Source organism: Actinoplanes sp. CA-142083 (assembly GCF_050942195.1).
In the GTDB taxonomy this organism is placed as follows: Bacteria; Actinomycetota; Actinomycetes; order Mycobacteriales; family Micromonosporaceae; genus Actinoplanes.
Genome location: NZ_CP192076.1, coordinates 9,622,973 through 9,645,567, shown reverse-complemented (window position 1 = coordinate 9,645,567; position 22,595 = coordinate 9,622,973). Strand labels below are relative to the sequence as shown.

Sequence of the window (22,595 nt, the reverse complement as noted above, 5' to 3'; positions counted from 1 at the left end):
GGTTGACCTTGTCGAGAGGCGCTACAAAGAAATGATGAACAGACGCATGAGCTCGCGTAGCGTCTCGCTCACCGGCACCTTCCTGTTGCTGGCCGCCGGTGGCGCGGCGGCCTGCGACAGCGGCAATCAATATCAGGACGAGGGCTTCTACTGCGCCGACGCCAACGGCGTCATCGTCGACGAGGACTTCTGCGACGACGACCGCCACTACTCGTCGGGTATCATCCCCTACTACATCTGGCACTCCTCGGGGTACGGCCGGGGCTACGCGGTCGGCAGCAAACTTCCGGCCGGGGGCAGCAAGTTCGCGTACAACGACGCGAAGTCGCGCTCCTCCTTCGGCCTGCCCACCACCGGCAAGATCGGCAACGGCACGGTCAAGACCAGCGTGGTCGGCAAGGGCGGCGGCGGCTCTTCATCGGGCAAATCCGGCAAATCCGGGGGAAGCTGATCCCGTGCGCCGAGTTCCGTACGGTCCGGTCCGCGACGGGTGGAAGCTCACCAACTTCAGTCTCGGGCTGACCTACAACGACACCGAGCTGCCCGACGGGACGATGATCTCGTACTGGCAGGAGGGTCCGTACTACGACTTCACGGCGGCCGAGATCGAGGAGCTCGAGGCGGCCACCGCGACGCTGCACGCGATGTGCCTCGAGGCCGGCGACTGGATGGTCAGGAACTGCCCGAGGCACACCGTCGAGGGCCGCAAGCAGGGCTACTTCGGGTCGATCTGCAACCCGCAGTCCTGCTTCCTAGCCAAGATCGGCATCCCCGAGTTCGCGCACGAGCAGATCATCCGCACCTGGTTCGACGGCGACGCCGAGACCTGGACGCACTACGACAAAGACCCCGACATGCGGCTGCCGATGCAGACGCCGGACTACTCGCCGAGCGTCTACGGCCGCTTCGACCTGTGGTACAACGGCGCCGGCACCACGCCCAAGCTGCTCGAGTTCAACGCGCAGACGCCCACGGCGCTGGTGGAGAGCGCGGTCATCCAGTGGCACTGGGTCGACCAGACCGGCGTGACCCAGCACCCGTGGCGCCAGTGGAACTCGATCCACGACCGCCTGGTCGGCTGGGAGGCCGCCGACGGCGAGCCCGCCAACCCCGGCGCCTGGCGGCGCAACATCGACAAGCTGCGCGAGGCCCGCACCTGGCTCCCGTCCAAACCAAAGATCTTTTTCGCGTACGAGACGAGCGAGCGCTCCGGCGAGGACCGGATGAACGTGGCCTACCTGATGTCCACCGCCGAGGAGGCGGGGTACCCGGTAGAGCTGATCGCGATGAGCCAGATCGGCTGGGACGTGGCCGGCGACCGCGTCGTCTTCGTGCCTTCACCGGGCGAGGAGCACAAGGCCGAGCCGATCGACATCATCTTCATGCTCTACCCCTGGGAGTGGTTCTGGCACGAGGAGGGCGGCAAGGCCTTCTTCCGCAACATGGCCGACCCTTCCAAGCACGGAACGGTCTGGATGGAGCCGCCCTACAAGGCCGCCTTGCTGGGCAACAAGGCCCTGCTGCCGGTCCTGTGGAAGCTCTTCGGCGACGACCCCGAGCGCTCCCGCTACCTCCTGCCGGCCCACTTCGCCGGCTCCTCCGGCGCCGCGTCGATGAAAAGCTACGCGAAGAAGCCGGTCTGGGGCCGGGAGGGCGGTTCGGTCACGCTGGTGCGAGACGGCGAGACCATCACCGACAACCCCACGGAGTACGGGTCGGACGGGCTCTTCATCGTGCAGGAGCTGTGCGAGCTGCCGTCCTTCGACGGCCTCGAGGGAACCGTGCATCCGGTCCTGGGCGCCTGGCTCATCGACGGCGAGCCGGCCGGCATGGGCATCCGCGAGGGCGTGGGAGTCGACGGGCTGGTCACCAAGGACCGCTGCAACTTCGTCCCCCACGCGGTCGAGTCCAACGCCTGACCGTCTTCCCCCTGTGGACAGACCCCCCAATTTTGTCGTACCCACCTGCTCTACTCGGCCCCACCCAGTGCCGGGGCGGGGGAGGTTCGTGGGCCGCCGCGGAGATCAACAAGCTTGTCGGCGCGTTGCCCTTGCCGGTCGCTGACCTGGGGTTTTCCGTCCCGGGGCTTGCTTGGCCGCGGTGAGTGCGGCCGGTCGTGCCGGCGGCGTTGGGGTGATGTCTGTTATACCGGTTACGTCAGGATTTCGAGAGGTGGAGGCGCTGCGGTCGGCGAGATCTTGAGGAAATGCGGTTCGGCGCGCGCAGGAACTCATCAACCTTCGTCGAGCAGCACGAGCCATGACCTGAAGAATGCGGATATTTCCGGCGCGGCGGCGAACTGTGTCGCGCGGGCGAACCGCACGCCTAGCGACCGCGGCGGGCCGCACGCCTAGCGACCGCGGCGGGCCGCACGCCTAGCGACCGCGGCGGGCCGCACGCCTAGCGACCGCGGCGGACCGCGCGCCTTGTGACCGGGGCGGCGGGCTGGCATACGGTCCCGCAGGCTGGCGGCGGCCGCCGCATTTGGTGGCGGCCACCCGCAGTGTGGGCCTCCGGCGACGGAACTGCCGGCGCGCCTGCTGCGGGTCGCCGCGGCGCAGCGCTTCGCCCCGGTGCGGGACCGGGGCGAAGCCTCCCCCTAGTGGGTGGCGCGGCGGCGGGCTCGGATGGCGAGCACCAAACCGACGATGGAGATCAGGGCGGCGATGGTCTCGGCCACGGCGGAGAAGGGCTTGCCGGGCTGGTGCCAAGTGTTCTCGTACAGGTTGGGGATCGGGCCGAGCTGGCCCACGTTCACGTATGTGTACAGGGTCACCGCCACGGCCGCGCTGCCGGAGACCAGCAGCGAGATGATCCAGGTGATCACGCCGGGCCAGATGAGGACCGCGAGCGCCACGACGATGGCGACGATGCCCTGGATTCGGAAGAGCGTTCCCTCGCTCATGACGGAGGAGCGGAACTGGTCGTACTGCGCGGCGTCGTGCAGGTGGACGTAGGCGTCCACGCCGAGCAGCACCGCCGTCACCACCGCGAGCACACGCTGCACCATGGTGGTTTCGCGCAGGGCCACTCGGGAGCCCGCGTGCATCACATGATCGGTCATCGGTCCGGTTCCTTTCGGAGCAGTTCTCAGCTCGATGCTCATCCGAAAGGGCCCGGCCGGCATTGATGCCAACGGGAGAAACGCTTTACCGGCCAGCAGGTATGGGACGGTGGCGCCACAGCCACCACAGGCCGATGAAGGGCAGGAGCAGCGGGACGTAGCCGTAGCCGCTGCCGTAGTGGGACCAGACGGTGTCGTCGGGGAAGGCGACCGCGTCGGTGATGCTCAGGGTGCCGACCACCAGGACGCCGACCAGCTCGATGGTGCAGCTGACCAGCGCGATGCGGCGGCCGCGCTCGCCGCCGATGGCCAGGCCGACCGTGGCGACCAGGTAGACCAGGCCGGCGAAGGCCGACAACAGGTACGCCAGCGGGGCCTCGTCGAAGTGGGTGAAGACCTGCACCAGGCCGCGGGCGCTGGCGGAGAGGGCGCCCAGCGCGTAGATGAACAGCAGCACACGGCCGAAGCCGGTGTTCAGCGCGGAGTCGGCGGGACGGGTGCGCGCGGGGGTCGGGGAATCAGGCAACGGTCACCGACGCAATCTGCTGCAGGCGCAGCACGAGGACCGGCAGCACCAGGCAGGCGACGCCGAGGATCAGGTTGCCCCAGCGGGTCGGCTCCATCTTGGCGAGGTAGAGCGCGACGGGGGCGAACGCGATCGTGGTGATCAGGTAGCCGGCGAAGGTGGCCGTCTCCGAGGGGCGGGAGCCGTCGAAGAGGCCGATGACCGCGACGATGACGAGCACGGCGACCAGCACGCTCAGCACGGCGGTGGCGATGAGCTCGGCGCGGCCGGGGGCGCGGTTGAGCGCGGCGCGCAGCAGGAACCACGCGGCCAGGACGAGGGCGACGACGATCGTCGCGACCGACAGGGGACCGTTCACCCGGCACAGCGTACTGATCGCCTTGTGCCTGATAGCTTGCGGACCATGCGCTTCGGATTGTTCGGCACGGGACCATGGGCTCATCTGGCGCACGCGCCGGCACTGACCGACCACAAGGACGTCGAGTTCGTGGGGGTCTGGGGGCGCGATCCGGAGAAGGCGGCCGCTCTCGCGACCGAGCACGGCGCGAAGCCGTACGGGAAGATCGAGGACCTCATCGGGGACGTCGATGCCGTCGCGATCGCCCTCCCGCCGGACGTGCAGGCGCCGATCGCCCTGCGGGCGGCGCGGGCCGGCCGGCATCTGCTGCTCGACAAGCCGGTCGCGTTCGAGCCCGCGGTGGCCGAGGAGATCGCCGCGGCGGTCGAGGAGCGCGGGCTGGCGTCGGTGGTCTTCTTCACCCGCCGGCTGGTGCCGGTGACCGGCGAGTTCCTCGCCGAGACCGTCGAGCTCGGCGGCTGGCGGGAGGCACGTGTCGAGCATCTCGGCTCGATCTTCACGACCGGCAGCCCGTTCGGCGAGTCACCGTGGCGCAAGGAGAAGGGCGGCCTCTGGGACGTCGGCCCGCACGCGCTCGCGCTGGTGCTGCCGGTGCTCGGCCCCGTCACCGAGGTGACCGCGATGGCCGGGCCGCACGACATGGTCCACGCGCTGCTGCGTCACGCGAGCGGCGCGATCACCACGCTCACCCTGAGCGTGGACGGCGCTTCCGGATCCGTACGGCAGGAGGCGATGTTCTTCGGTGAGGCGGAGCCTCGGCGGGTTCCGGAGGCGCAGTGGCGGGCCGATCAGGCCCTCGGGCGGGCCATCGACCAGCTGATCGCGGCCGCGTCGGGCGGGCCGGGATCCGACGTCGACGTGCGGTTCGGCGCGGCGGTGACCACCGTCCTGGCGGCCTGCCAGGAGGCGATCACCACCGGCCGCGTCGTCGCTATCGGCAGCGGTAGATGACCGGAGCGAAGGGCTTGCTCGTGTCCGCGATCGGGCTGATCGCGGTGCCGCCGATCACGTGCGCGTCGTCGCTGACCGCGTTGATGCTCACCGAGCCCAGCCCGGCCTTGCCGAGCTCGGCGTCGGTCGGCAGCTTGAGCACCGCGCGGCCCACGTAGACGGTGGGTTCGTCCTGGGCGATGGACATGATTCCGGTACGCCCGCCCGGGTCGAGCTGCGCATGGAAGTTGTCCCTCGTCACCAGCTGCCACGTGTCGCTCATCGGCTCGTACCGGTAGGTGCCGCCCGGGCTCGCGTTGACCACGGTGCCGTACACCCAGCCGAAAGCGAACCCGTTCGGCATGAAGAACGCCGGCATGGGGGCCCGCGACGCCGACTTCCCGCTCGAGCCGGCGGGCGGAGTGATCGGGCGGCCGCTGCCGTCGGGGAACCAGAGGTACCCGCCGTAGCCGAGCTCGCCCACGATCGTGCCGTCCTGGCTGATGCCCCAGATCCGCATGGAGTCCTGGCCGGCCGGCGCGGGCAGTATCTCGGGCTCGGCGTCGATCGACCGCCAGCGGACGGCGACCGCCCGGTTGCCGACCTTGATCGTGCCGGCGATGACCCCGTCGTCGTTGATGCCGACCGCTTCGGCGCCGTTCCCGCCTTTGAGCGAGACAAGCTTTCCGTCCGCGTACGCGTACGCGGGGTCCCGCGCCGAGTTGGCCGCTCCCACCGCGACGCCGGACGCGTTGACGTCGACCAACGCGAACTCGCGTGCCGTCTTCGAAGGCGCCGCGATCTCGTCGACCAGCTTGCCGTCGTGCCAGACGAGGACCCCGTTGGCTTTGTCGGGCCCCGGGTCCGAGGTGCCGACGTGCCAATGACCGGTGTGGTCGCCGGCCATCATCTCGCCGCTGCGGTGGCCGCCCAGGTCGAGCCGGGAGACCGTGCAGGCGGCCGGCACCGGCGGGTCGGGGGGCAGCACCACCGGCGGCTTGCCCTTGTCCTGCGCCGGGGCCAGCAGCAGGCCGCCGGTGAGCAGGGCCGCGCCGGCCGCGGCGAAGAAACCGCCGCCGAGCCACCAGCGGCGCCGGCGCATCCGTCCGCCCTTGATCATGGCGCGGCCCACGTCGATCGCGGGCGGGCCCGAGGGCTCGAACCGGAGCGGCTCCAGCAGGAGCGCGCCGTACTCGTCGTTCATGGCCGCCTCCCTGCCGTCCTGGTTGTCGTTCATCGCGCACCTCCTTGGCGGGGTGCGGGAACCCGCTCGCCGAGGATCTTGCGCAGCGCGGTCAGGCCGTGCGAGGTCTGGCTCTTGACCGTGCCCTCGGAGCAGCCGAGGATCTCGGCCACCTCGGACACCGCGAGGTCGCAGAGGAAGCGCAGCACCAGGACGGCCTGCTGGCGTGGGGGCACTTTGGCGAGGGCGGCGCGCAGGACCGTGCGGTCCTCGGCGGCGCCGGCGACGGGCGCCGCGCGGTCGGGTGGCGAGCCGAGCAACACTCGCCACCAGCCGCGGCGTTTCTCGTCCAGGAAGGCGCGCACCATCATGGTGTGCACGTACGCGTCGACGTTCTCCACCGCCGAGATGCGCGGCCACCGCGCGTACAGCTTGGTGATCGTTTCTTGCACGAGGTCGTCGGCCTGATGCTCGTCGCCGCTCAGCAGGAAAGCCATCCGCCGCAGCGCCGGTATCCGGCCGTTCACGTACGCGAGGTACGCCTCATCGGTTCCGCTCTCCATCCCCCGCCTCCGTCAGTGGTCTTCCCAGTAGACGGCGTCCGGGCGGAACGGGTTGTAGACGAATTTCTACGGAACGATCCGCTCGATGGTCGCGGCGCCGTCGCGCTCGATCTCCTTGCGGGCACGCTCGATGTTTTCCGGGGTCGGGTCGCGGCCCTCGGCGACGGCCACGTCCTCGGGGTCCCACTGCTGGTCGGCCCCGGTACGCCAAGTGGGCTCCTCGCCCGGCTGCAGGAACTCGGGGTTGTCCCGGTCGGCGCCGCCCCCGGTGATGAAGGCGTCCACGGCCACGTCGTCCTCGATCGCGTCCGCCACCTCCTCGGTCTCCTCGAGCGGGGGGCGAATCTCGTCGGTCATCTCATCCTCCACGGTAGGCCTCATACATCTCATACCCCGTCGTGTCCGCCGTGACCATGGGACGGAATCGGACGATCAAGTAGTCGCCGGGTCAAACTGAGCGCTAACTGGACAGGACTCGCGCGTTACGGATGGACGCTTAGTAGTGGGACGAATACATTTTCGCTGGCACGTTTGAGGACGGTCCGGCGGGGTACCCGCCCCGGCCGCGGTCGCCCGGGTCGTGTTGGTGAGGGGGAGACGCGTGACGAGCCTGTCCGACGCGGAACGGGACGCATGTGACGTGATGCAGGCGCTGGCCGGGCTGGCCGCGCTGCTGCGCCGGCCGGCCGGCGAGGTGCCCGGCCTGGATCCGTGCGATCCGGCGGCCGAGGAGGCGCGCCGGCTGCTGATGGCCATCGCCGAGGACGCGGGTCTCGCGTCCTCCCGGGTGCTGGCCTATCTGCGCGAGCAGCGCGGCGCCGGGGACGGCGAGCTGGTCGCGGTGCCGCGCCGGCTCGGGCCGTGGCGCGAGTGGGCGCCGCCGCGGGGTCACCTGTTCGGGGTGACGCCCAGCGCGCCGCGGGCGAACGGCGTGCCCCAGCCGCGCCGCAGCGACCCCGGCGAGTAAAGCCCCTGGCCGGCGCTGGCGGGCTCAGCCGCAGCGTCGCAGGGTGTCCGACGGTGGCTCGCCGAAGCGGGTGCGGTAGGCGGAGGCGAAGCGGCCGAGGTGCGCGAAGCCCCAGCGGTGCGCCACCGCGGCCACCGTCATGCGCAGCGGGTCGGCGCGGCGCAGCGTCTCGTGCGCCCGCAACAGCCGTTCCCGCTGGAGGTACGCCATCGGCGTGCACCCGATGTGCCGCCGGAAGCCCTCCTGCAGCGACCGCACGCTCATCCCGGCGATGGCGGCCAGGTCGGCCACCGTGAACGGCCGCTCGGGCTCGTCGTGGATGGCGTCCACCACCCGCCGGATGGCCCGTGGCGGCCCCGCGGTGGCCGGGCCGGTCAGCTCGTCGTGGTACCGGTGCGGGATGCTCAGCAGCAGGCCGCTCAGCACGCTGCTGCGCAGCTGTTCGGCGATCAACGGCTGGTAGATCAGGCTTTCCGGGTACTCGAGCTCGTCGCGCAGCAGCCGGACGAGCCGGCTCCAGCTGTGCCCGGGCCCGCCGGACAGGTCGATGGCCGGTGGCAGGTCGATGGGTCCCTGCACCGGCCGGCCCAGCAGGCCGGCCAGCTCCTGCTCGAGCGCGTCCCGTTCGATCTTCACGGCGAGCTCGGCCGAGTTGGCGTCGTGCATGGTGTAGACCGGGTTGCCCGGCCCGAAGACGACGCCGGTGGACGGGCCCGCCACCACCTCGTGCCCGGCGTGCCGGGCCTGCATGCGCCCGGTGGTGGGCATGCTGACGTGGTAGGCGTCCAGCTCGGCCACGACCAGGCTGACCGGGCCCGCGAAGCTGATTTGTCCGACCGTCAATGGTCCGAGTTGGATCACTTCGACGCCCAGCCCGAAACCGTCGGCGCCTTCCGGCGTGCTGACTGCCACCGGATAGTAGAAACGATTTAGCACAGACCGGGCTTGATCGATGTCTGCGCTGCTGAAGTGGACGATGTCAGGCACTTCGGAGTACGCCGGGCCGGACCTCGCGTAGAAGTCACCCATGCCGAAGCGGGCTCCATCGCATACCGTGAGTATTCGGCCCCGATACGCGGAACGTCAACGTTCCCGCCACGCGCTGACCGTTCCAGCACATTCAGGCCATATGAACTACTCTGGCGTTCCGCGCCTACGTGGCGTAACTTGCAGACCAGCGGATTGTTGTAGGGACGCGGTGGAAGAAGCGGCGCCCGGGCGGTGGCTCCGGCGTCCGGCCAAGGCATTTCAGGCCGGTGCGCGCCTCCACACGCGGTAGGGTTCGGCGTCGGCCCGCTCGACGCCAGGAAGAGGGCAGCCGTGTATCTGCCGATCACCACCCGCCAGTTGGCCGATGGCACCGTCGAGATCGCGCCCAGCGGAGAGATCGACTTGGACAATGCTCACGTGATGCGGGACGCGGTGAACGACGTCCTGACCAGCAGCACACCGGGCAAGATCTGCCTCGACCTGCAACGGGTGATGCTGATCGACAGCATCGGGATCGGCATACTCGTCGCCTGCTTCCACACCGCGGCCGCCAGCGGCGTCAAGCTGGTGGTCAGCCACCCCAGCCCGACGGTCTACCGCCAGCTGTGGGTCTCCGGCCTGGTCGGCCTTCTCGGCTGCGCCGAGCCCCCGCAGCCGCGCACGTCGGTGGGCCTGCGCCCCTCCTGACCCGGCTTGGTGCTTGAATGCGGCACGTGACCGTGCTGCGTTCCATCGGGCTGTTCGTGCTGGCCGCGCTTGCCGAGATCGGCGGGGCCTGGCTGGTCTGGCAGGGTGTCCGGGAGCATCGTGGGCTGCTGTTCGTGGGCGCGGGGGTGCTCGCGCTCGGTGCTTACGGCTTCGTCGCGACGCTGCAGCCCGACCCGCACTTCGGCCGGATCCTTGCCGCGTACGGCGGGATCTTCGTGGCGGGTTCACTCGTCTGGGGGATGGTCGTCGACCGATTCCGGCCGGACCGCTATGACCTGATCGGGGCGGTTCTGTGCCTCGTCGGGGTGGCCGTCATCATGTACGCGCCGCGAGGCGCGTGACCAGGTCTCCCCGCGCCGACTTCAGCGGCGGGGAGGACCTGGACGCCCGCAGGGCCCGGAGGACCGGCGCGCGGCCCGGTCCCCGTACCCCCTAATGCATTGCTTCCTGAGCGCGACGTTCCTCGCCGGAGAGGGTCGACAGCGGCTTTTCCCTGATGAACAGCACCGCGATGATCGCCAGGAACGCGATGGGCGCGCCGACCAGGAAAAGGTCCGACGTGGCCTCGCCGTAGATGTCCTTGATCACAGACAGGACCTGGGGCGGCAACGTGGACAGATCGGGCACCTTGCCGTCTCCGGCCGAGGCCGCCGCGGCGCCGAACTTCTCGGCGAACAGCGAGGTCACCCGGTTGGAGAGGACCGCGCCGAGGGCGCTGACGCCGATCGCGCCGCCCATGCTGCGGAAGAACGTCAGGGCCGAGGTGGCCGCGCCGAGCTCGGCCGCCGGCACGTCGTTCTGGGCGGCGAGCACGAGGTTCTGCATCAGCATGCCGACGCCGATGCCGAGCACCAGCATGTACGCCGAGAGGGTCAGCACGCTGGTGTGCGCGTCGATCATGCTCAGCAGCAGCATGCCGCCGGTCATCACGATCGCGCCCGCGACCAGGTACATCTTCCACTTGCCGAATTTCGTGATGAGTTGGCCGGCAATTGTCGAGGACAGCAGCAGACCGAAAATCATCGGCAGGCTCATGAGGCCCGCGACCGTCGGAGACTTACCGAGAGCGACCTGGAAGTACTGCGACAGGAACACCGTGCCGCCGAACAGCGCCACGCCGACGAGCACGCTGGCCACGATCGTGAGGGTCACCGTGCGGCTGCGGAAGATCCGCAGCGGGATGATCGGCTCGGTGGCCCTGGACTCGGCCCAGACCGCCAGACCGAGCAGCGCCAGGCCGCCGATCACGAACGCCGCGCTCTGCCAGCTCGCCCAGGCGAAGTGCTGGCCGGCCAGCGTCGACCAGATCAGCAGCGCGCAGACGCCCGCGGTGATCAGCCCGGCGCCCAGCCAGTCGATCTTCACCGCGCGGCGGACGGTCGGCAGGTGCAGCGTCTTCTGCAGCAGGGCGATCGCGGCCACCGAGAACGGCACGCCGATGAAGAAGCACCAGCGCCAGCCGAGCCAGTCGGTGTCCACCAGGACGCCGCCGATCAGCGGGCCGGCGATCGTCGCCACGCCGAAGACCGCGCCGAACATGCCGGAGTAGCGGCCCAGCTCACGCGGCGGGATCATCGCGGCCATCACGATCATGGCGAGGGCGCTCATGCCGCCCGCGCCGATGCCCTGCGCGACCCGGCTGACGATAAGGATCTCCACGTTCGGGGCGAAGCCGGCGATCAGCGAGCCGGCCACGAACAGCAGCAGCGAGAGCTGGATGAGCAGCTTCTTGCTGTAGAGGTCGGCGAGCTTGCCCCAGAGCGGGACGGTCGCGGTCATCGCGAGCAACTCGGTCGTGACGATCCACGTGTAGACGGACTGGCTGCCGCCGAGGTCGGCGATGATCCGGGGCAGGGCGTTGGAGACGATGGTGGAGGCGAGGATCGACACGAACATGCCGAGCATCAGGCCGGAGAGGGCCTGGATGACCTCGCGGTGGGTCATCCGTACGGGTTCTTTTTGGACCAGGGTGGCGGTCAACTCTTCAGTCCGTTTCGCAGTAGATCAAACGACTCACGCACATACTTGGATAAATGCTCATTTGTTCCGACAGTTGCCCAGCGCATCATCGCCGTCCGGAACGCGGCGCCGGTGAGGGCGGCGGTCAGCAGCGGGAGCGCGTGATCTTTCGGGACGCCGGCCCGCTCGGCCACCGCGGCCACGAAGCGCTCCTCCTCGACCGCGCCCCGGGTGAACAGCACCGGCAGCAGCGCCGGATTGTTCTTGATCACGCGCATCCGGAGCAGCCAGAGCTCGCGGTCGGCCTGGATCTGCTCGATCGCCGGGTCGAAGACGTGCAGCACGGCATCCACGATCGGCACCCCGGGCGGCTGCTCGAGGAGCCGCGCGCAGACCACGTCGCCCTCCATCACGGGATCGCCGAGGATCGCGTCGTCCTTGGTCGCGAAGTAGTTGAAGAACGTCCGCGACGAGACGTCCACCTCGGCGCTGATCTCCTCGACCGTGACCCGGTCGAGGCCGCGCTCGTCCACCAGACGCAACGCGGCGCTCATCAGCGCGGAACGGGTCTGTTGTTTCTTGCGGTCCCGGCGTCCGGGCTCCGGCTGGGTCTCGATACCCACGGCCGCGAGGCTACGTGCGATCTTGCAGACACTGCAAACTTTTATTGTGTGCAGTGACCCGCGTTACTGCGGCCCTCGTTAAGTTGGAGGTCGTGCGGCGCTTCGCGACACCCCTGTTCCTGGTGTACGTCCTGGGTGTCCTCGCCCTGACGATCGCGCCCGATTTCAAGCCCGATCCCACGGATTACTGGGGCCACGAGATCTGGGTGCCGCTGCAGCTGACCCCGTTCGCGGTGGACGCGCCGAGCTTCCTGCTCAACGTGGTCATGTTCGTGCCGTTCGGGATGCTGCTGCCGCTCTGCCTGCCACGGGTCGGCTCGTTCTGGCGGATTCTGGCCTGCTCGTTCGCCGCCAGCCTCGGCATCGAGGTCGCCCAGCTGACCATCGACCTCATGGTCCACGGCCACCGCACCGCCGACGTCAACGACCTGGTCGCCAACGTCGTGGGCGGGGTGCTCGGGCTCGGGCTGCTGCGGCTGGTGCGGCCGGGCCGCCCGCACAGCCGGCCCTGATCAGTCGTTGGAGCTGATCAGTCGTTGAGCTGGGCCCGCTGGATTTCGGTGAAGGTGGCGGTGAGTAGCGGCGGGACCGGACGCGGGCCGAGCAGGTCGGCGGCCACCAGCGCGGCGTGGCGCGCCAGCACTTCGGGCTTGGGCGTCTCAGCCTCGTCCTCGTCGGCGACGCCGAGCGCGCCCGCCAGCAGCAGCAACATCACGTGCGGATCGACCTCGGGCTGCCACTGCGCGGCCTCCCGGACGGCATGCTCGAGCACGCCGCGGACGGCCTCGCCGTCGAGGCCGTCGGGATGGGTCTGCTCGAGCAGCAGCCGGATCAGCGTGCCCAGCACCAGCCCGGTCTGCGCCGGATCGAGCCCGGCGAGGTCGCCGGCGGCGGCGGTCAGTGCCTCGTCGTCGCGGCGCTGGGCCGCCTCGACGGCGGCGGTCGCGGCGGACGCGATGGGCCGGGCCGGGGGCGGGAGATGCCGCCAGTTCTGATCCATGCCGGTGACCCTAGGCCCCGCCCTCGCCGGCGGAAAATGTCGGAGGGTGCTGGCAGGCTGTCCCCATGAGCTCACCTCTCCGCGATGCCATCGCCGCCCGGGTCGACCGCGGCGAGTTCCCCGGCGTGGTCGCGCTGGTCGCCCGCGACGACGACGTCACCGTCCACACCGTCGGCGTCACCCGGTTCGGCGGCGACGTGCCGATGCGGCGCGACACGCCGTTCCGCATCACGTCGATGACCAAGCCGGTGATGGCGGCCGCCGCGCTCATGCTCGCCGAGGACGACCGGCTCGACCTCGAGGAGCCGGTCGCCAAGCTGCTGCCCGAGCTCGCCGGCCAGCGCGTGCTGCGCCGCCCCGACGGCCCGCTCGACGACACGGTCGAGCTCGCTCGCCCGGTCACCGTGGAAGATCTGCTCACCTTCACGCTCGGCTTCGGCTTCATCCTCGACGGCGACGCCATCGACCCGCCCGTTCCGATCGTCGAGGCGGCGCGCGAGCTCGGCCTGGCGCTCGCCGAGCCCGAGCCGCGCACCCCGCACGACGCCGACGAGTGGGTCCGCCGCTTCGGCTCGCTCCCGCTGATCCACCAGCCAGGCGAGAAATGGATGTACAACGTCGGCACCCTCGTCCTCGGCGCGTTGCTGGCCCGGGCCGACGACCGGCCGCTCGCCGAGATCCTGCACGACCGGGTGTTCGCGCCGCTCGGCATGACGCAGACCGGCTTCTGGTTGCCGGCCGACCGCGCGGCTGCGCTCCCGGCTCAGTACATGACCGACCCGGCGACCGGCGTGCTGACCGAGCGCACCAACACCGGCCCCGAGGTCTGGAGCCGGCCGCCGGCGTTCCCGTCCGGGTCGGGCGGGCTGGTGTCGACCGCCGACGACTTCCTGGCCTTCGCCCGCATGCTGCTCGACGGCGGGGTGCACGGCGGCACCCGGCTGCTGTCCGCGCAGTCGGTGGCGTCGATGACCCGCAACCATCTGACGCCCGCCCAGATCGAGAGCGCCGGCTTCATGCTCAGTGGCAGCGGCTGGGGGTACGGCTTGGCGGTCACGGTCGCCGACGACGAGGTGTCCGCGGCCGGGCGGTACGGGTGGTCCGGCGGCTACGGGACGAGCTGGTTCAACGACCCGCAGGAGCGGATCGTCTCGATTGTCATGAGCCAGGTGAGCGATCTGCTGTGGAGCGGGGCGCTGACGGAATTCAACCGCCTGGCATATTCGTGATCCAGACCCTGGGGAGGGCGCGCGATGAGCAGTCTCGACGCGGTGACGGCGTGGATGGACAACTATCGCAAGGCGTGGGAGTCAAATGATCCGCACGACATAGCCGACCTTTTCGCCGAGGACGCCGCGTATTTCACCGAGCCGTTCGCGAAACCGTGGATGGGGCGCGACGCGATTGTCGAGGGTTGGCGGGCGCACGGCGACAAACCGGGCAGCACGACCTTCGAGTGGCATCCGCTGATCATCACCGAGGACCTGGCGATCATCGAGGCAACGACGAAATATCCGAAAAAGACGTTCAGCAACCTGTGGGTGCTGCGGTTGGACAATCTCGGCCAGGCCCGGCAATTCACGGAATGGTGGATGCAGCACCCCTAGGCGGGCTGCGGCGTTGGTGGGGCTGCGGCGTTGGTGGGGCTGCGGCGTTGGTGGGGCTGCGGCGTTGGTCGGGCTGCGGCTTTGGTCGGGCGCGGCGATCGGCCGGCCGGGTGGTGGCTCCTAGTCGGCCGCGGCGATCGGCAGGGTCAGGGTGGTCGCCGGGCAGTGGATGACATGGTTTGACGGGCGCAGGACGTGGCCCTCGCCGGGGGCGCCGGGTATGCCGAGGTTGCGGGCGAAACGGGGGAAGGCGCCGCCCGAGACCTGCAGGCGCAGGCGGTGGCCGGCCCGGAGGCGGTGGAAGCACGGGTCGAGCGTGAGGGTGAGGTGCTGGAGCTCGCCGGCGGGGACCTCGGGGTCGAGGCGGCGCATGGCGTCGGCGAAGTTGTGGGAGCGGCCGCGGTCGTCCACGTCGCAGAGGCGGACGAAGACGTCGGCGTGGGCTGGGTCGACGGCGATGGCCAGGGAGAGGGCCGGGCGGCCGGCTACGTCTACCGCGGTGGGCAGCGGGTCGGTCGTGAAGGTGACCACGTCGGGGCGGGCCTCGAGCGGGCGGTTGTCCTTGACGCCCATGGTGCCGGTCAGGGTGCGGCCGCCGAGCGCCGGCGTGGGATCGGCCGGGTTGTAACGGAAGCTGACGGTGTCGCTGGTCTGCGCCTTGGCGGGGGCGGCGTCGGGGGCGGAGGCGGCGCCGGGGGCGGAGGCGGCGCCGGGAGCGGAGACGGCGCCAGGAGCGGAGACGGCGCCGGGAGCGGAGACGGCGCCGGGAGCGGAGACGGCGCCGGGAGTGGAGGCGGCGGCGCTCTGGGCGGGTTCAGCGGGGGCGGGATCAGCAGCGGCGCTCTGGGCGGCAGGGCCGGCGACCGCGGCCGTGGTCAGCGTTCGGTTGGCGTGGGGCTGGAAAGCCACCGGCGTCGTGGTGGGTGGCCAGGACGCGAGGCTGTGCCACCTCGACTCGCCCGTCCGGTGCAGTCGCACGGGCGACTTGCGGGCGGCCGCCCCGCCGGCCATGTGCTCGTCCAGCCAGGCCAGGGTCTCGCGGACCACGATGCCAGTGCCGCGCGTGCCCACGTCCAGGTGGGTCCACGGGCCGACCGTCAGACCGACCTCGACACCGCGGCGCTGCAAGGCCTCGTACTGCTGGAGGGTCTGATCGAGGAACAGGTCCTGCCAGCCGCTGATCAGCAGGACCGGCGCGGTGACCTGTTCCAGCGCCTCGCCGGCCCGGTACGGCTCCCACCACGGATCGTCCTCCCGCGGATGCGACAGCCACTCCCGATACCAGGGCGCCCGGCCGCGCAGCACCGGATCGGCGGCCGCGGGCAGGGGCAGGCCGTCCAGGGCGGGCCGCAGCCGGCGCGGGGCGGTGGCCGCGTTCAGCACCCGGCGCAGGTAGCCGCCGTCCTCCTGATGGGCGACCTGGTCGCTCCAGCCGAGGAAGTCGCCGAGCGTGAACGAACCGGTTCCGTACACGGCCGTCCGGAAGTCGTGCGGGCCGACGATCACGACGGCGGCGCGCAGCTCCGGGGGTGGGGAGGTCAGCGCGCTCCACTGTGTCCAGCCGACGTACGACGCGCCCAGGGTGGCCAGGCGACCGTCGAACCAGGGCTGCTCGCGCAGCCAGGCGACGGTGTCGGGGCCGTCGAGAGTCTCCTGCGCCATGGGGCGGAAGGTCCCGCCCGACCCGAACGTCCCCCGAACGCTCTGGATCACCACGTGGTAGCCGCGCGCCGCGAAGACCCGGCCGTTGAGCAACGACATCGGCAGGCCGCGGCCGTAGGGCGTGCGGACGAGGATCGTGCCCCGAGGCGTACGCGTCATGGGCTGGAAGTGATCGCCTTGCAGGACCACACCGTCGCGCATCGGGGTGCGCACCGGCGTGACGGTGTAATCGTTGCGCTCCCGTGGCAGGCCCAGCAACCGACTGAGGAAAGCCATACTCACCCCTTGATCAATTCCGGGAAGCGCCGGAAACGGTAAGTGGATCACGTCCGGAAATGAATGTGAATGGCATTCGAGTGGTGTGGATGTGCGATTTCGCGGCCGGACGGGCACACTGCCACGGTGGAGGTTCGGCAGACGCTCGGCGGCCGCTACAAATTGCTCGATGAACTCGGCAGTGGTGGCATGGCGGTGGTGTGGCGCGCCCGGGACGAAGTGCTCGGGCGGCCGGTTGCTGTCAAACTTCTCGCCGGACGCTACTCCGACGATCCGCAGTCGCGTGCCCGCATCCGCGACGAGGCCCGCGCGGCCGCGACGCTGTCGCATCCGAACATCGCGCAGGTCTACGACTACGGCGAGGCCACCGGCACGGGCACGCCCTATGTGGTCATGGAGCTGGTCAACGGCCCGACCCTCCAGCAGCGCGTCGCGGCCGGCAAGCTGCCGCCGCGCACGGTCTTCCGCATCTGTGGCGAGGTGGCTGCCGCGCTGGCCGCCGCGCACGCGCACGGCCTGGTGCATCGCGACATCAAGATGGCCAACATCATGGTCACGCCGGCCGGGGCAAAGGTGGTGGACTTCGGCATCGCGGCCGCGGCGGGCCCGGCGTCCCCCGAGGAGATGCTGGTCGGAACCCCGGCGTACCTGGCCCCCGAGCGCCTGACCGGCGATCTGATCGTGCCGGCGTCCGACGTGTACGCGCTTGGCGTGCTGCTCTACCGCCTGCTCGCCGACGAGTCGCCGTGGTCGGTGGAGAGCACGACGCAGATGCTGCGCGCCCACGTCTATCAGGATCCGGCGCCGTTGCCGCCGGTGCCGGGCGTGCCGCAGTCGGTGCGCGATCTGATCGACCGCTGTCTCGGCAAGGATCCCGATTCCCGCCCGAGCGCGACCGAGGTTTCGTCGACGCTGGCAGACGCGGCCGAGGCCGCGATTTTTTCCGATCCCGTACGAGGGGGAGCAGGCACTCCGCCGCCGCGAATCCCTTCCCCCGCCGATCGCCGAGCGGAGGACCTCGACGCCGAGACGTCGGTGCGGTCCCGCCAGGGCAAGAGCACCGACGCCGGGGCTGCGGGCGGCCCAGCTGCGGGCGGCCCAGCTGCGGGCGGCCCAGCTGCGGGCGGCCCAGCTGCGGGCGGCCCAGCTGCGGGCGGCGCGGCGGCGGGCGGCGCGGCGGCGGGCGGCCTTGGGAGGGCGGCCTCGGGTCGGCGGGGTGTCAACGCCGGGCCGGAGCACTCGGAGGCTGCGGGGAGCGCCCGCGAGATCGAGCGCGGCGCCAACGAGGGCCCGGGTGCCCGAGGTGGCGCGGGATCGGTGGGTCCCGCCGGCGGTGCGGGGTCGGCGGTGGCCGGCGGTTCGGGTGAGCTCGGCGGGCGGCGGAATGCCGGGCAACAGGTCGGGCCGGCGCGTGCCACCGGGAACCTGCGAGTTGGGGCGCTCGGCGAGACGGTGCCGGGGGCGCACTGGGATTCCCCGGGGAAGTGGGGACGCGGGGGCGATGCTCTCGGCGTACCGGATGAGACGTCTGACGATCCCGGGTTTTTCGAGGATCGGAGGCGGGTGCTGCTGATCGCGGCGATCCTGGCGATCGTGATCGCGGCGTTGGTCGGGATGGCGCTGGGGGGACCGTCCAACCGGGACGGTTCGACGCCTACGGCGGCCGAGACCGCGTCGGCGGCACCCAGCGTGAGCAGTGGTCTGGGGGCGCCTGCGGTGAGTGACGGCAGCGGCGTCACCAAGCCGGCCGCCACCGGGGTGCCCGCGCACCCGTCGGTGGCCTCCGAGCCGAGCGCGTCGGTGAGCCCGGGCGGCTCGCCGGCCGGAACGGCGCCGGGCGCGGGCGGCAACCCGAGCGCGGAGCCCAGCCCGTCCCTCGCCGGCTCGGCCGCTCCCGCGGGCAAGCGGCTCGACTCGCCGGGCGGCTTCGCGCTGGCGACCTGCGGCGGGGGCAAGGCGACGCTGACCCATTGGGAGGCGAAGCCGGGCTTCACGGCCGAGAACGTCGAGCCGGGGCCGGCGCTCACCGCCTCGGTCGCCTTCCAGGGCACGCCGACCCGGTACCGCATGACCGTCACCTGCGTGGCCGGCACGCCCACGCCGGTGGTCCTGCCCCTATGAGGCTGCCGACAGGAGGGCCTCGGCGACCGCGGTGCGTGTGTTCAGCAGCGAGCGGCCCTGACGGTGGGTCACCACCAGGCCGGCCGCTCGCAGCGTCGTCAGATGCTGCGAGACACCACCCGGAGTGATGCCGGTGCGGCGCGACAGCTCCGTTGTGGACAATGGCGTCGTCAGCTCGGCCAGCAGGCGGGCCCGGCCCCGGCCCAGCAACGCGGTCAGCGCGTCCGACTCGCGGGACGAGCGCTCCCACAACGTGGCCACGCCGCGCGCGGGATAGGCGAGCTGCGGGATCTCGCCGGCCGTGACGGTGAGCACCGAGGGCCAGACGAAGACCGACGGGATCAGGATCAGGCCGGCGCCGTCGGGGACGTCGGCGGCCGTGCAGTGCGGCTGGTCGATGGTCAGCTCGCCGTTGCGCCACGTCACGCAGGGATGCAGGTCGTCGAGGATCGCTGCGCTGCCGGTCTCGGCCAGGCGGCGCGCCCGGCGCTGGACCTCGGCGTCCAGCAGGGCGCGCATGCGGGACCAGTCGGGCGCGATCGCCACCTGCCAGTAGGCGGCGATCTCGTCGCACAGGCGGGACAGGCCCGACGCGGGATCGTCGCGCAGCGGGCTCCTGATCCCGGCCGCCTCGAGCTGGCCCCGGACCACGGACGGCGGCGTGGCGCGCAGGCCCGCCAGCTCACGCTCGAGGTCGCCGGCCAGCCCGCTCGGCGGCGGGGTCAGGAAGTCGGGCGTGTAGCCGCCGCTCGGCGCCACCAGGCTCCACAGCAGGCCGCCCTCGTCGACGCCGCCGCGGGCCCGCGCGGCCCAGCGCCGATGCACCTCGGGCACGCCCGGGTCGCGCAGGATGCGGACGCTGGCCAGCACCTCCCACAGGCAGCTCACGGCGAAGCGGATGCGCGTCGCGGCCGTCGCCGACAGGCCGATCGTGGCCAATTGCGCCTCCGCGGATTTAGCCGGAGCTGAAACCTTACGCTTCCGGGCGCCGATCGCGAAGACTGGTGCCGTGACCGAACAAGCTGCACTTCTCCGTTCCCTGCACGTCCCGGGCTCGCCGCTGGTGCTCGTCAACGCCTGGGATGTGGCCAGCGCCCGCGTCGCCGAGGCGGCCGGCGCCCCGGTCGTCGCCACCACCAGCGCCGGCGTCGCGTGGAGCCTGGGCGCTCCCGACGGCGACGCCCTCGACCGCGACGCGGCGGTCGACGCCGTCCGGCGCGTGGTCGCCGCCGTGTCGGTGCCGGTGACCGCCGACATCGAGTCGGGCTTCGGCGACGACCCGGCAGCCGTAGCCGACACGATCCGCGGCGTGGTCGCCGCCGGCGCCGCCGGCGTCAACCTCGAGGACTCCGTGCGCCCCGTAGACGAGATGGTCGCGCGCCTGACTGCGGCCCGCGAGGCGGCGCCGCGCGAAGACCTCTTCATCAACGCCCGTATTGACAACTACCTCCGAGGCAACCCCGACTTCGCCGACACGGTGTCCCGCGCCGAGGCCTACTTGGCAGCAGGCGCCGACGGCATCTTCGTCCCAGGCGCGGTAGACCCCGAGGTAATAGGAGCCTTGGTTGCCAAGATCCCCGCCCCGGTGAACATCCTCGTCTGGCCCGGCGCCCCCACCGTCCCAGAGCTGGCAGCACTGGGCGTGGCCCGCGTAAGCCTGGGCTCAGGCGTAGCCGAGGCCGCCTACGCCGTGATGCAGCGAGCCGTGCAGGAAACGCTGGCCTCCGGCACCTACACCTCAATCGCCGACTCAATCGACTACGGCAGCCTCAACAAACTGCTCGGCGCCTGACCCCCCGCGCGCCACCACCAAGACTCCCGGGCCTCAGGTGCGCCCCAAAGCAGGGGACTCCCGCGATCGCCCCGCAAGTGAGGAGGCAGTCGGCCTTTCGTCGCCGCGGGGTTTGCGGCGCCGGAAGGTCGCCTGCCTCCTCACTTGCCCCGAAGGGGCGATCGCCCGCGGCGCCGGAGGCGACGCCAGCCAGCTCAGGAGCTTGCGCTCCGCGGGTTCATCCCGGAGCTTGCGCTCCGCGGGGACACCCCGGAGCTTGCGCTCCGCGGGCACGCCCGAGAGTTTGCGCTACTCCGCGTACCGCGTAGGCGGGAACGGATTGTCGGGAGTCAAAGGCGTCGTCTCGCCCTCCGCCTCCTGACGCGCCGCCACGCTCTCGATGTCCTGCTCGACCGAGTCATAGGCGGGGTCGAACGGCACCGGGTCGTCGGTGGCGGGCGGCACCTCGTTGGGGTCGTAGTCGGCGGCGCCGGTGTCGGCGCGCTCGGCGTCGGTGCGGCGGGCCAGCTCGTCGTCGTCCAAGTGGGCGGGCGAGCCGCCGTGGAAGCGGCGGTCGCGGCTGCCCTCGGCCGCTTCGGTGGTGAGATCGTCTCTAGCCATGTCGCTGTCCTTTCGCGTCGGACGCTGCGATACCCCGCCCGTCCCGGTCTACCACGATGACGTCGATCACGCCTCGACCGGAAAGTGTGAGGAGAGGAACCTCAGCAGGGCCTCGTTGACCTCGGCGGGGGATTCCAGGCCGGGCAGGTGGCCGGCGTCCTTGACGATCAGGAGCTCGCTGCCGGGCACGAGGTCCCGGATCAGCTCGGCGTCGGCGATCGGCGTGTAGGCGTCGGAGGCGCCGACCAGGATCAGCGTCGGTACCCGTACGCGAGAAAGGTCATTTTGATAATCGGGACGCTCGGCCCGGCCGCGCAACGCCGCCGCGGCACCACGGGGCGAGGTGGCGAGCATCATCCGGCGGACGTGGGCGGCGACTTCCGGCAGCTCCGACACGTGGGCCGGCGTGATCATCTTGTCGAGCACCTCGTCGGCGTAGCCCGTCATGCCCTCGGCCAGGAGCCGGTCGGCGAGGTCGTTGCGGTATTTGCGGCCTTCTTCGGTCTCGCCGACCGGTGACGTGTCGGAGAGGATCAGGGCGGCGACGCGGTCGGGGTATTGGCGGTAGAACTCCATGGCGATCTGCCCGCCCATCGAGACGCCCCCGACCACCAGTTTCGGCGCGTCCGTCGCCGCCGCGAGGTCGGCGGCGAAATCCGACAAGTACGTTATTTCGCCGAGTGGCGGAGCGCCAAGACCGTAGCCGCGCAGGTCGGGCGCGATCACATGGTGGCCGGCCGCGCGAAGGGCCGCTGCCTGCGGATCCCACAGGGTGTGGTCGAACGGGTGGCCGTGGATGAGCAGGATCTCCATGCCCTCGACGCTGCCCGACGGCGGCGCGCCGGGCAAAGGCCAGTTGCGACCTCATGGCCCGCGCGGCGCGGCCACCCACTGCCGCGCCGCCCGGGCGAATCCCATTGTTGGTACAGGCCGTGAACGAAGTCAACGGTAAGTTCCGACGAGTCTCCGATAGTTTCGGAATCAGACCTCGTCGAGCCAGATCACGATCCCGGTCAGGTTGTGCAGCACGGCCGCAACCCCCGCCCGGATCGCCGCGGCACATCTTTCCTCGGTGAACGACGCCGCGTCATAGGTGGACGCCGCGCCCAGCCCCTCTCCCCGGAACGAAGCGCCCGACCAGTCGGCGGCCGTGACGTTGCCGGTGGGCTCGGCGACTTCCGCGCCCACCACCAGGAACTGCTGCGCCAGGTGGCTCGCGGTGACCACGGCGAGCGGGTCGACCAGGTCGTTGCCGGCGCTGACGATGAGGTCGGGCTTCAGGTCGATCGCCCGCGTGATGCCCGCGACGTGGTCCTGGTCGGCCGTGACCGTCCGGAGGCTGACGTCCTCCGCCTTCGCCCAGTCCTTGACTGCTTTGACCAGCGCGTTCGTCGGCGCGTCGTGCCCCGCCGTGAGCAGCACGACCCGGTAGCCCTTCGATGGGTGGACGTCGTTCCACGAGCCGGGCTTCGGCGTGACCGTGCTCTCCGGCGTCGGTGCGGCTGAGGGGTCGACGAACCCCGCGCCGAGCGCGCCGACGGCGGTCGGCATCGGGTGCGGCTGGGTCCAGTCGTCCGATGGGGAGCCGCAGCCGGCGGTCACCGCGGCGACGGCGGCGAGGGTGGCGGCGAGCCGCGTCAGCGAGCGCAAGGCGAACGTCCTCCGG

26 protein-coding genes are annotated in these 22,595 nt (G+C 71.1%); 11 read left to right on the top strand and 15 right to left on the bottom strand.

What is annotated here, in order from left to right; genetic code table 11:
- Positions 1-46: 46 nt before the first annotated feature.
- Together ACQPZX_RS44410 and ACQPZX_RS44405 are read left to right on the top strand one after the other, a co-directional pair.
- On the top strand, positions 47-451 hold the full coding sequence (locus ACQPZX_RS44410) for a hypothetical protein (RefSeq protein WP_433369874.1): 405 nt from the start codon (positions 47-49) through the stop codon (positions 449-451).
- 4 nt (positions 452-455) lie between these two features.
- Positions 456-1,919 carry a glutathionylspermidine synthase family protein gene (locus ACQPZX_RS44405; protein WP_433369872.1) on the top strand — a complete coding sequence of 488 codons (1,464 nt, stop codon included), beginning with the start codon at positions 456-458 and terminating at the stop codon, positions 1,917-1,919.
- A gap of 680 nt (positions 1,920-2,599) precedes the next feature.
- Here ACQPZX_RS44405 and ACQPZX_RS44400 read toward each other — a convergent pair.
- The 3 genes from ACQPZX_RS44400 to ACQPZX_RS44390 all read right to left on the bottom strand — a co-directional run bounded on the left by ACQPZX_RS44400 (position 2,600) and on the right by ACQPZX_RS44390 (position 3,948).
- The gene (locus ACQPZX_RS44400) at positions 2,600-3,064 is read right to left on the bottom strand and encodes a hypothetical protein (protein WP_433369870.1); all 465 of its coding nucleotides are present in this window, start codon (positions 3,062-3,064) and stop codon (positions 2,600-2,602) included.
- 85 nt (positions 3,065-3,149) lie between these two features.
- Positions 3,150-3,590 carry a hypothetical protein gene (locus tag ACQPZX_RS44395; RefSeq protein ID WP_433369867.1) on the bottom strand — a complete coding sequence of 147 codons (441 nt, stop codon included), beginning with the start codon at positions 3,588-3,590 and terminating at the stop codon, positions 3,150-3,152.
- Positions 3,583-3,948 carry a hypothetical protein gene (locus tag ACQPZX_RS44390; RefSeq protein WP_433369865.1) on the bottom strand — a complete coding sequence of 122 codons (366 nt, stop codon included), beginning with the start codon at positions 3,946-3,948 and terminating at the stop codon, positions 3,583-3,585. Before ACQPZX_RS44390 ends, ACQPZX_RS44395 begins: the two co-directional genes overlap by 8 nt.
- 45 nt (positions 3,949-3,993) lie before the next feature.
- On the opposite strand from ACQPZX_RS44390, the gene ACQPZX_RS44385 reads away from it, so the two are divergent.
- Positions 3,994-4,899 (top strand): Gfo/Idh/MocA family protein, encoded by a 906-nt coding sequence (locus ACQPZX_RS44385; RefSeq protein ID WP_433369862.1) that lies wholly within the window; start codon positions 3,994-3,996, stop codon positions 4,897-4,899.
- Here the strand turns inward: ACQPZX_RS44385 and ACQPZX_RS44380 are convergent.
- From ACQPZX_RS44380 to ACQPZX_RS44370, 3 genes are all read right to left on the bottom strand, one after another.
- Positions 4,880-6,115 (bottom strand): hypothetical protein, encoded by a 1,236-nt coding sequence (locus ACQPZX_RS44380; RefSeq protein ID WP_433369859.1) that lies wholly within the window; start codon positions 6,113-6,115, stop codon positions 4,880-4,882. The two genes, ACQPZX_RS44385 and ACQPZX_RS44380, sit on opposite strands and share 20 nt — an antisense overlap.
- On the bottom strand, positions 6,112-6,624 hold the full coding sequence (locus tag ACQPZX_RS44375) for a SigE family RNA polymerase sigma factor (protein WP_433369856.1): 513 nt from the start codon (positions 6,622-6,624) through the stop codon (positions 6,112-6,114). The genes ACQPZX_RS44380 and ACQPZX_RS44375 overlap by 4 nt, the downstream gene beginning before the upstream one ends.
- A gap of 66 nt (positions 6,625-6,690) precedes the next feature.
- Complete coding sequence (locus ACQPZX_RS44370; protein ID WP_433369854.1) at positions 6,691-6,981, bottom strand: hypothetical protein; 291 nt, start codon at positions 6,979-6,981, stop codon at positions 6,691-6,693.
- A gap of 244 nt (positions 6,982-7,225) precedes the next feature.
- Between ACQPZX_RS44370 and ACQPZX_RS44365 the strand changes: the two genes are divergently transcribed.
- Complete coding sequence (locus ACQPZX_RS44365) at positions 7,226-7,591, top strand: hypothetical protein (protein ID WP_433369851.1); 366 nt, start codon at positions 7,226-7,228, stop codon at positions 7,589-7,591.
- Between the two features lie 24 nt (positions 7,592-7,615).
- On the opposite strand, the gene ACQPZX_RS44360 is transcribed toward ACQPZX_RS44365, so the two are convergent.
- On the bottom strand, positions 7,616-8,503 hold the full coding sequence (locus ACQPZX_RS44360) for an AraC family transcriptional regulator (protein ID WP_433369849.1): 888 nt from the start codon (positions 8,501-8,503) through the stop codon (positions 7,616-7,618).
- A 408-nt stretch (positions 8,504-8,911) separates the two neighbouring features.
- Here ACQPZX_RS44360 and ACQPZX_RS44355 point away from each other — a divergent pair, with 408 nt between their 5' ends.
- Together ACQPZX_RS44355 and ACQPZX_RS44350 are read left to right on the top strand one after the other, a co-directional pair.
- A complete protein-coding gene (locus ACQPZX_RS44355; RefSeq protein ID WP_396028146.1) occupies positions 8,912-9,268 on the top strand; it encodes an STAS domain-containing protein in 357 nt (118 codons plus the stop codon).
- A 26-nt stretch (positions 9,269-9,294) separates the two neighbouring features.
- On the top strand, positions 9,295-9,630 hold the full coding sequence (locus ACQPZX_RS44350) for a YnfA family protein (protein ID WP_433369846.1): 336 nt from the start codon (positions 9,295-9,297) through the stop codon (positions 9,628-9,630).
- 91 nt (positions 9,631-9,721) lie between these two features.
- Here the strand turns inward: ACQPZX_RS44350 and ACQPZX_RS44345 are convergent, their stop codons facing one another.
- Both ACQPZX_RS44345 and ACQPZX_RS44340 read right to left on the bottom strand, forming a co-directional pair.
- Entirely contained in the window at positions 9,722-11,233 is a 1,512-nt protein-coding gene (locus ACQPZX_RS44345) for an MDR family MFS transporter (RefSeq protein ID WP_433385845.1), read from the bottom strand.
- A gap of 32 nt (positions 11,234-11,265) precedes the next feature.
- A complete protein-coding gene (locus ACQPZX_RS44340) occupies positions 11,266-11,871 on the bottom strand; it encodes a TetR/AcrR family transcriptional regulator (protein ID WP_433369844.1) in 606 nt (201 codons plus the stop codon).
- 92 nt (positions 11,872-11,963) lie between these two features.
- On the opposite strand from ACQPZX_RS44340, the gene ACQPZX_RS44335 reads away from it, so the two are divergent.
- Complete coding sequence (locus tag ACQPZX_RS44335) at positions 11,964-12,383, top strand: VanZ family protein (protein ID WP_433369841.1); 420 nt, start codon at positions 11,964-11,966, stop codon at positions 12,381-12,383.
- Positions 12,384-12,400: 17 nt separating this feature from the next.
- On the opposite strand, the gene ACQPZX_RS44330 is transcribed toward ACQPZX_RS44335, so the two are convergent.
- Positions 12,401-12,871, bottom strand: a complete 471-nt coding sequence (locus ACQPZX_RS44330) for a hypothetical protein (RefSeq protein ID WP_433369838.1) — start codon at positions 12,869-12,871, stop codon at positions 12,401-12,403.
- A gap of 65 nt (positions 12,872-12,936) precedes the next feature.
- Between ACQPZX_RS44330 and ACQPZX_RS44325 the strand changes: the two genes are divergently transcribed.
- On the top strand, positions 12,937-14,100 hold the full coding sequence (locus ACQPZX_RS44325) for a serine hydrolase domain-containing protein (RefSeq protein ID WP_433369836.1): 1,164 nt from the start codon (positions 12,937-12,939) through the stop codon (positions 14,098-14,100).
- 24 nt (positions 14,101-14,124) lie between these two features.
- Entirely contained in the window at positions 14,125-14,478 is a 354-nt protein-coding gene (locus ACQPZX_RS44320) for a YybH family protein (RefSeq protein WP_433369833.1), read from the top strand.
- A gap of 120 nt (positions 14,479-14,598) precedes the next feature.
- On the opposite strand, the gene ACQPZX_RS44315 is transcribed toward ACQPZX_RS44320, so the two are convergent.
- Positions 14,599-16,416, bottom strand: coding sequence for a CocE/NonD family hydrolase (locus tag ACQPZX_RS44315; protein WP_433369830.1), 1,818 nt, complete (start codon positions 16,414-16,416; stop codon positions 14,599-14,601).
- A 126-nt stretch (positions 16,417-16,542) separates the two neighbouring features.
- On the opposite strand from ACQPZX_RS44315, the gene ACQPZX_RS44310 reads away from it, so the two are divergent.
- Positions 16,543-18,537, top strand: coding sequence for a protein kinase domain-containing protein (locus tag ACQPZX_RS44310; RefSeq protein ID WP_433369827.1), 1,995 nt, complete (start codon positions 16,543-16,545; stop codon positions 18,535-18,537).
- On the opposite strand, the gene ACQPZX_RS44305 is transcribed toward ACQPZX_RS44310, so the two are convergent.
- Positions 18,532-19,476 (bottom strand): DUF5937 family protein, encoded by a 945-nt coding sequence (locus tag ACQPZX_RS44305; RefSeq protein ID WP_433369824.1) that lies wholly within the window; start codon positions 19,474-19,476, stop codon positions 18,532-18,534. The genes ACQPZX_RS44310 and ACQPZX_RS44305 overlap by 6 nt on opposite strands.
- A gap of 70 nt (positions 19,477-19,546) precedes the next feature.
- Here ACQPZX_RS44305 and ACQPZX_RS44300 point away from each other — a divergent pair, with 70 nt between their 5' ends.
- Entirely contained in the window at positions 19,547-20,329 is a 783-nt protein-coding gene (locus ACQPZX_RS44300) for an isocitrate lyase/PEP mutase family protein (RefSeq protein ID WP_433369822.1), read from the top strand.
- A 288-nt stretch (positions 20,330-20,617) separates the two neighbouring features.
- Here the strand turns inward: ACQPZX_RS44300 and ACQPZX_RS44295 are convergent, their stop codons facing one another.
- From ACQPZX_RS44295 to ACQPZX_RS44285, 3 genes are all read right to left on the bottom strand, one after another.
- Positions 20,618-20,929 (bottom strand): hypothetical protein, encoded by a 312-nt coding sequence (locus tag ACQPZX_RS44295; protein WP_433369819.1) that lies wholly within the window; start codon positions 20,927-20,929, stop codon positions 20,618-20,620.
- A gap of 66 nt (positions 20,930-20,995) precedes the next feature.
- The gene (locus tag ACQPZX_RS44290; protein WP_433369816.1) at positions 20,996-21,742 is read right to left on the bottom strand and encodes an alpha/beta fold hydrolase; all 747 of its coding nucleotides are present in this window, start codon (positions 21,740-21,742) and stop codon (positions 20,996-20,998) included.
- 168 nt (positions 21,743-21,910) lie between these two features.
- Positions 21,911-22,579 carry a hypothetical protein gene (locus tag ACQPZX_RS44285; protein WP_433369813.1) on the bottom strand — a complete coding sequence of 223 codons (669 nt, stop codon included), beginning with the start codon at positions 22,577-22,579 and terminating at the stop codon, positions 21,911-21,913.
- Positions 22,580-22,595: the final 16 nt, after the last annotated feature.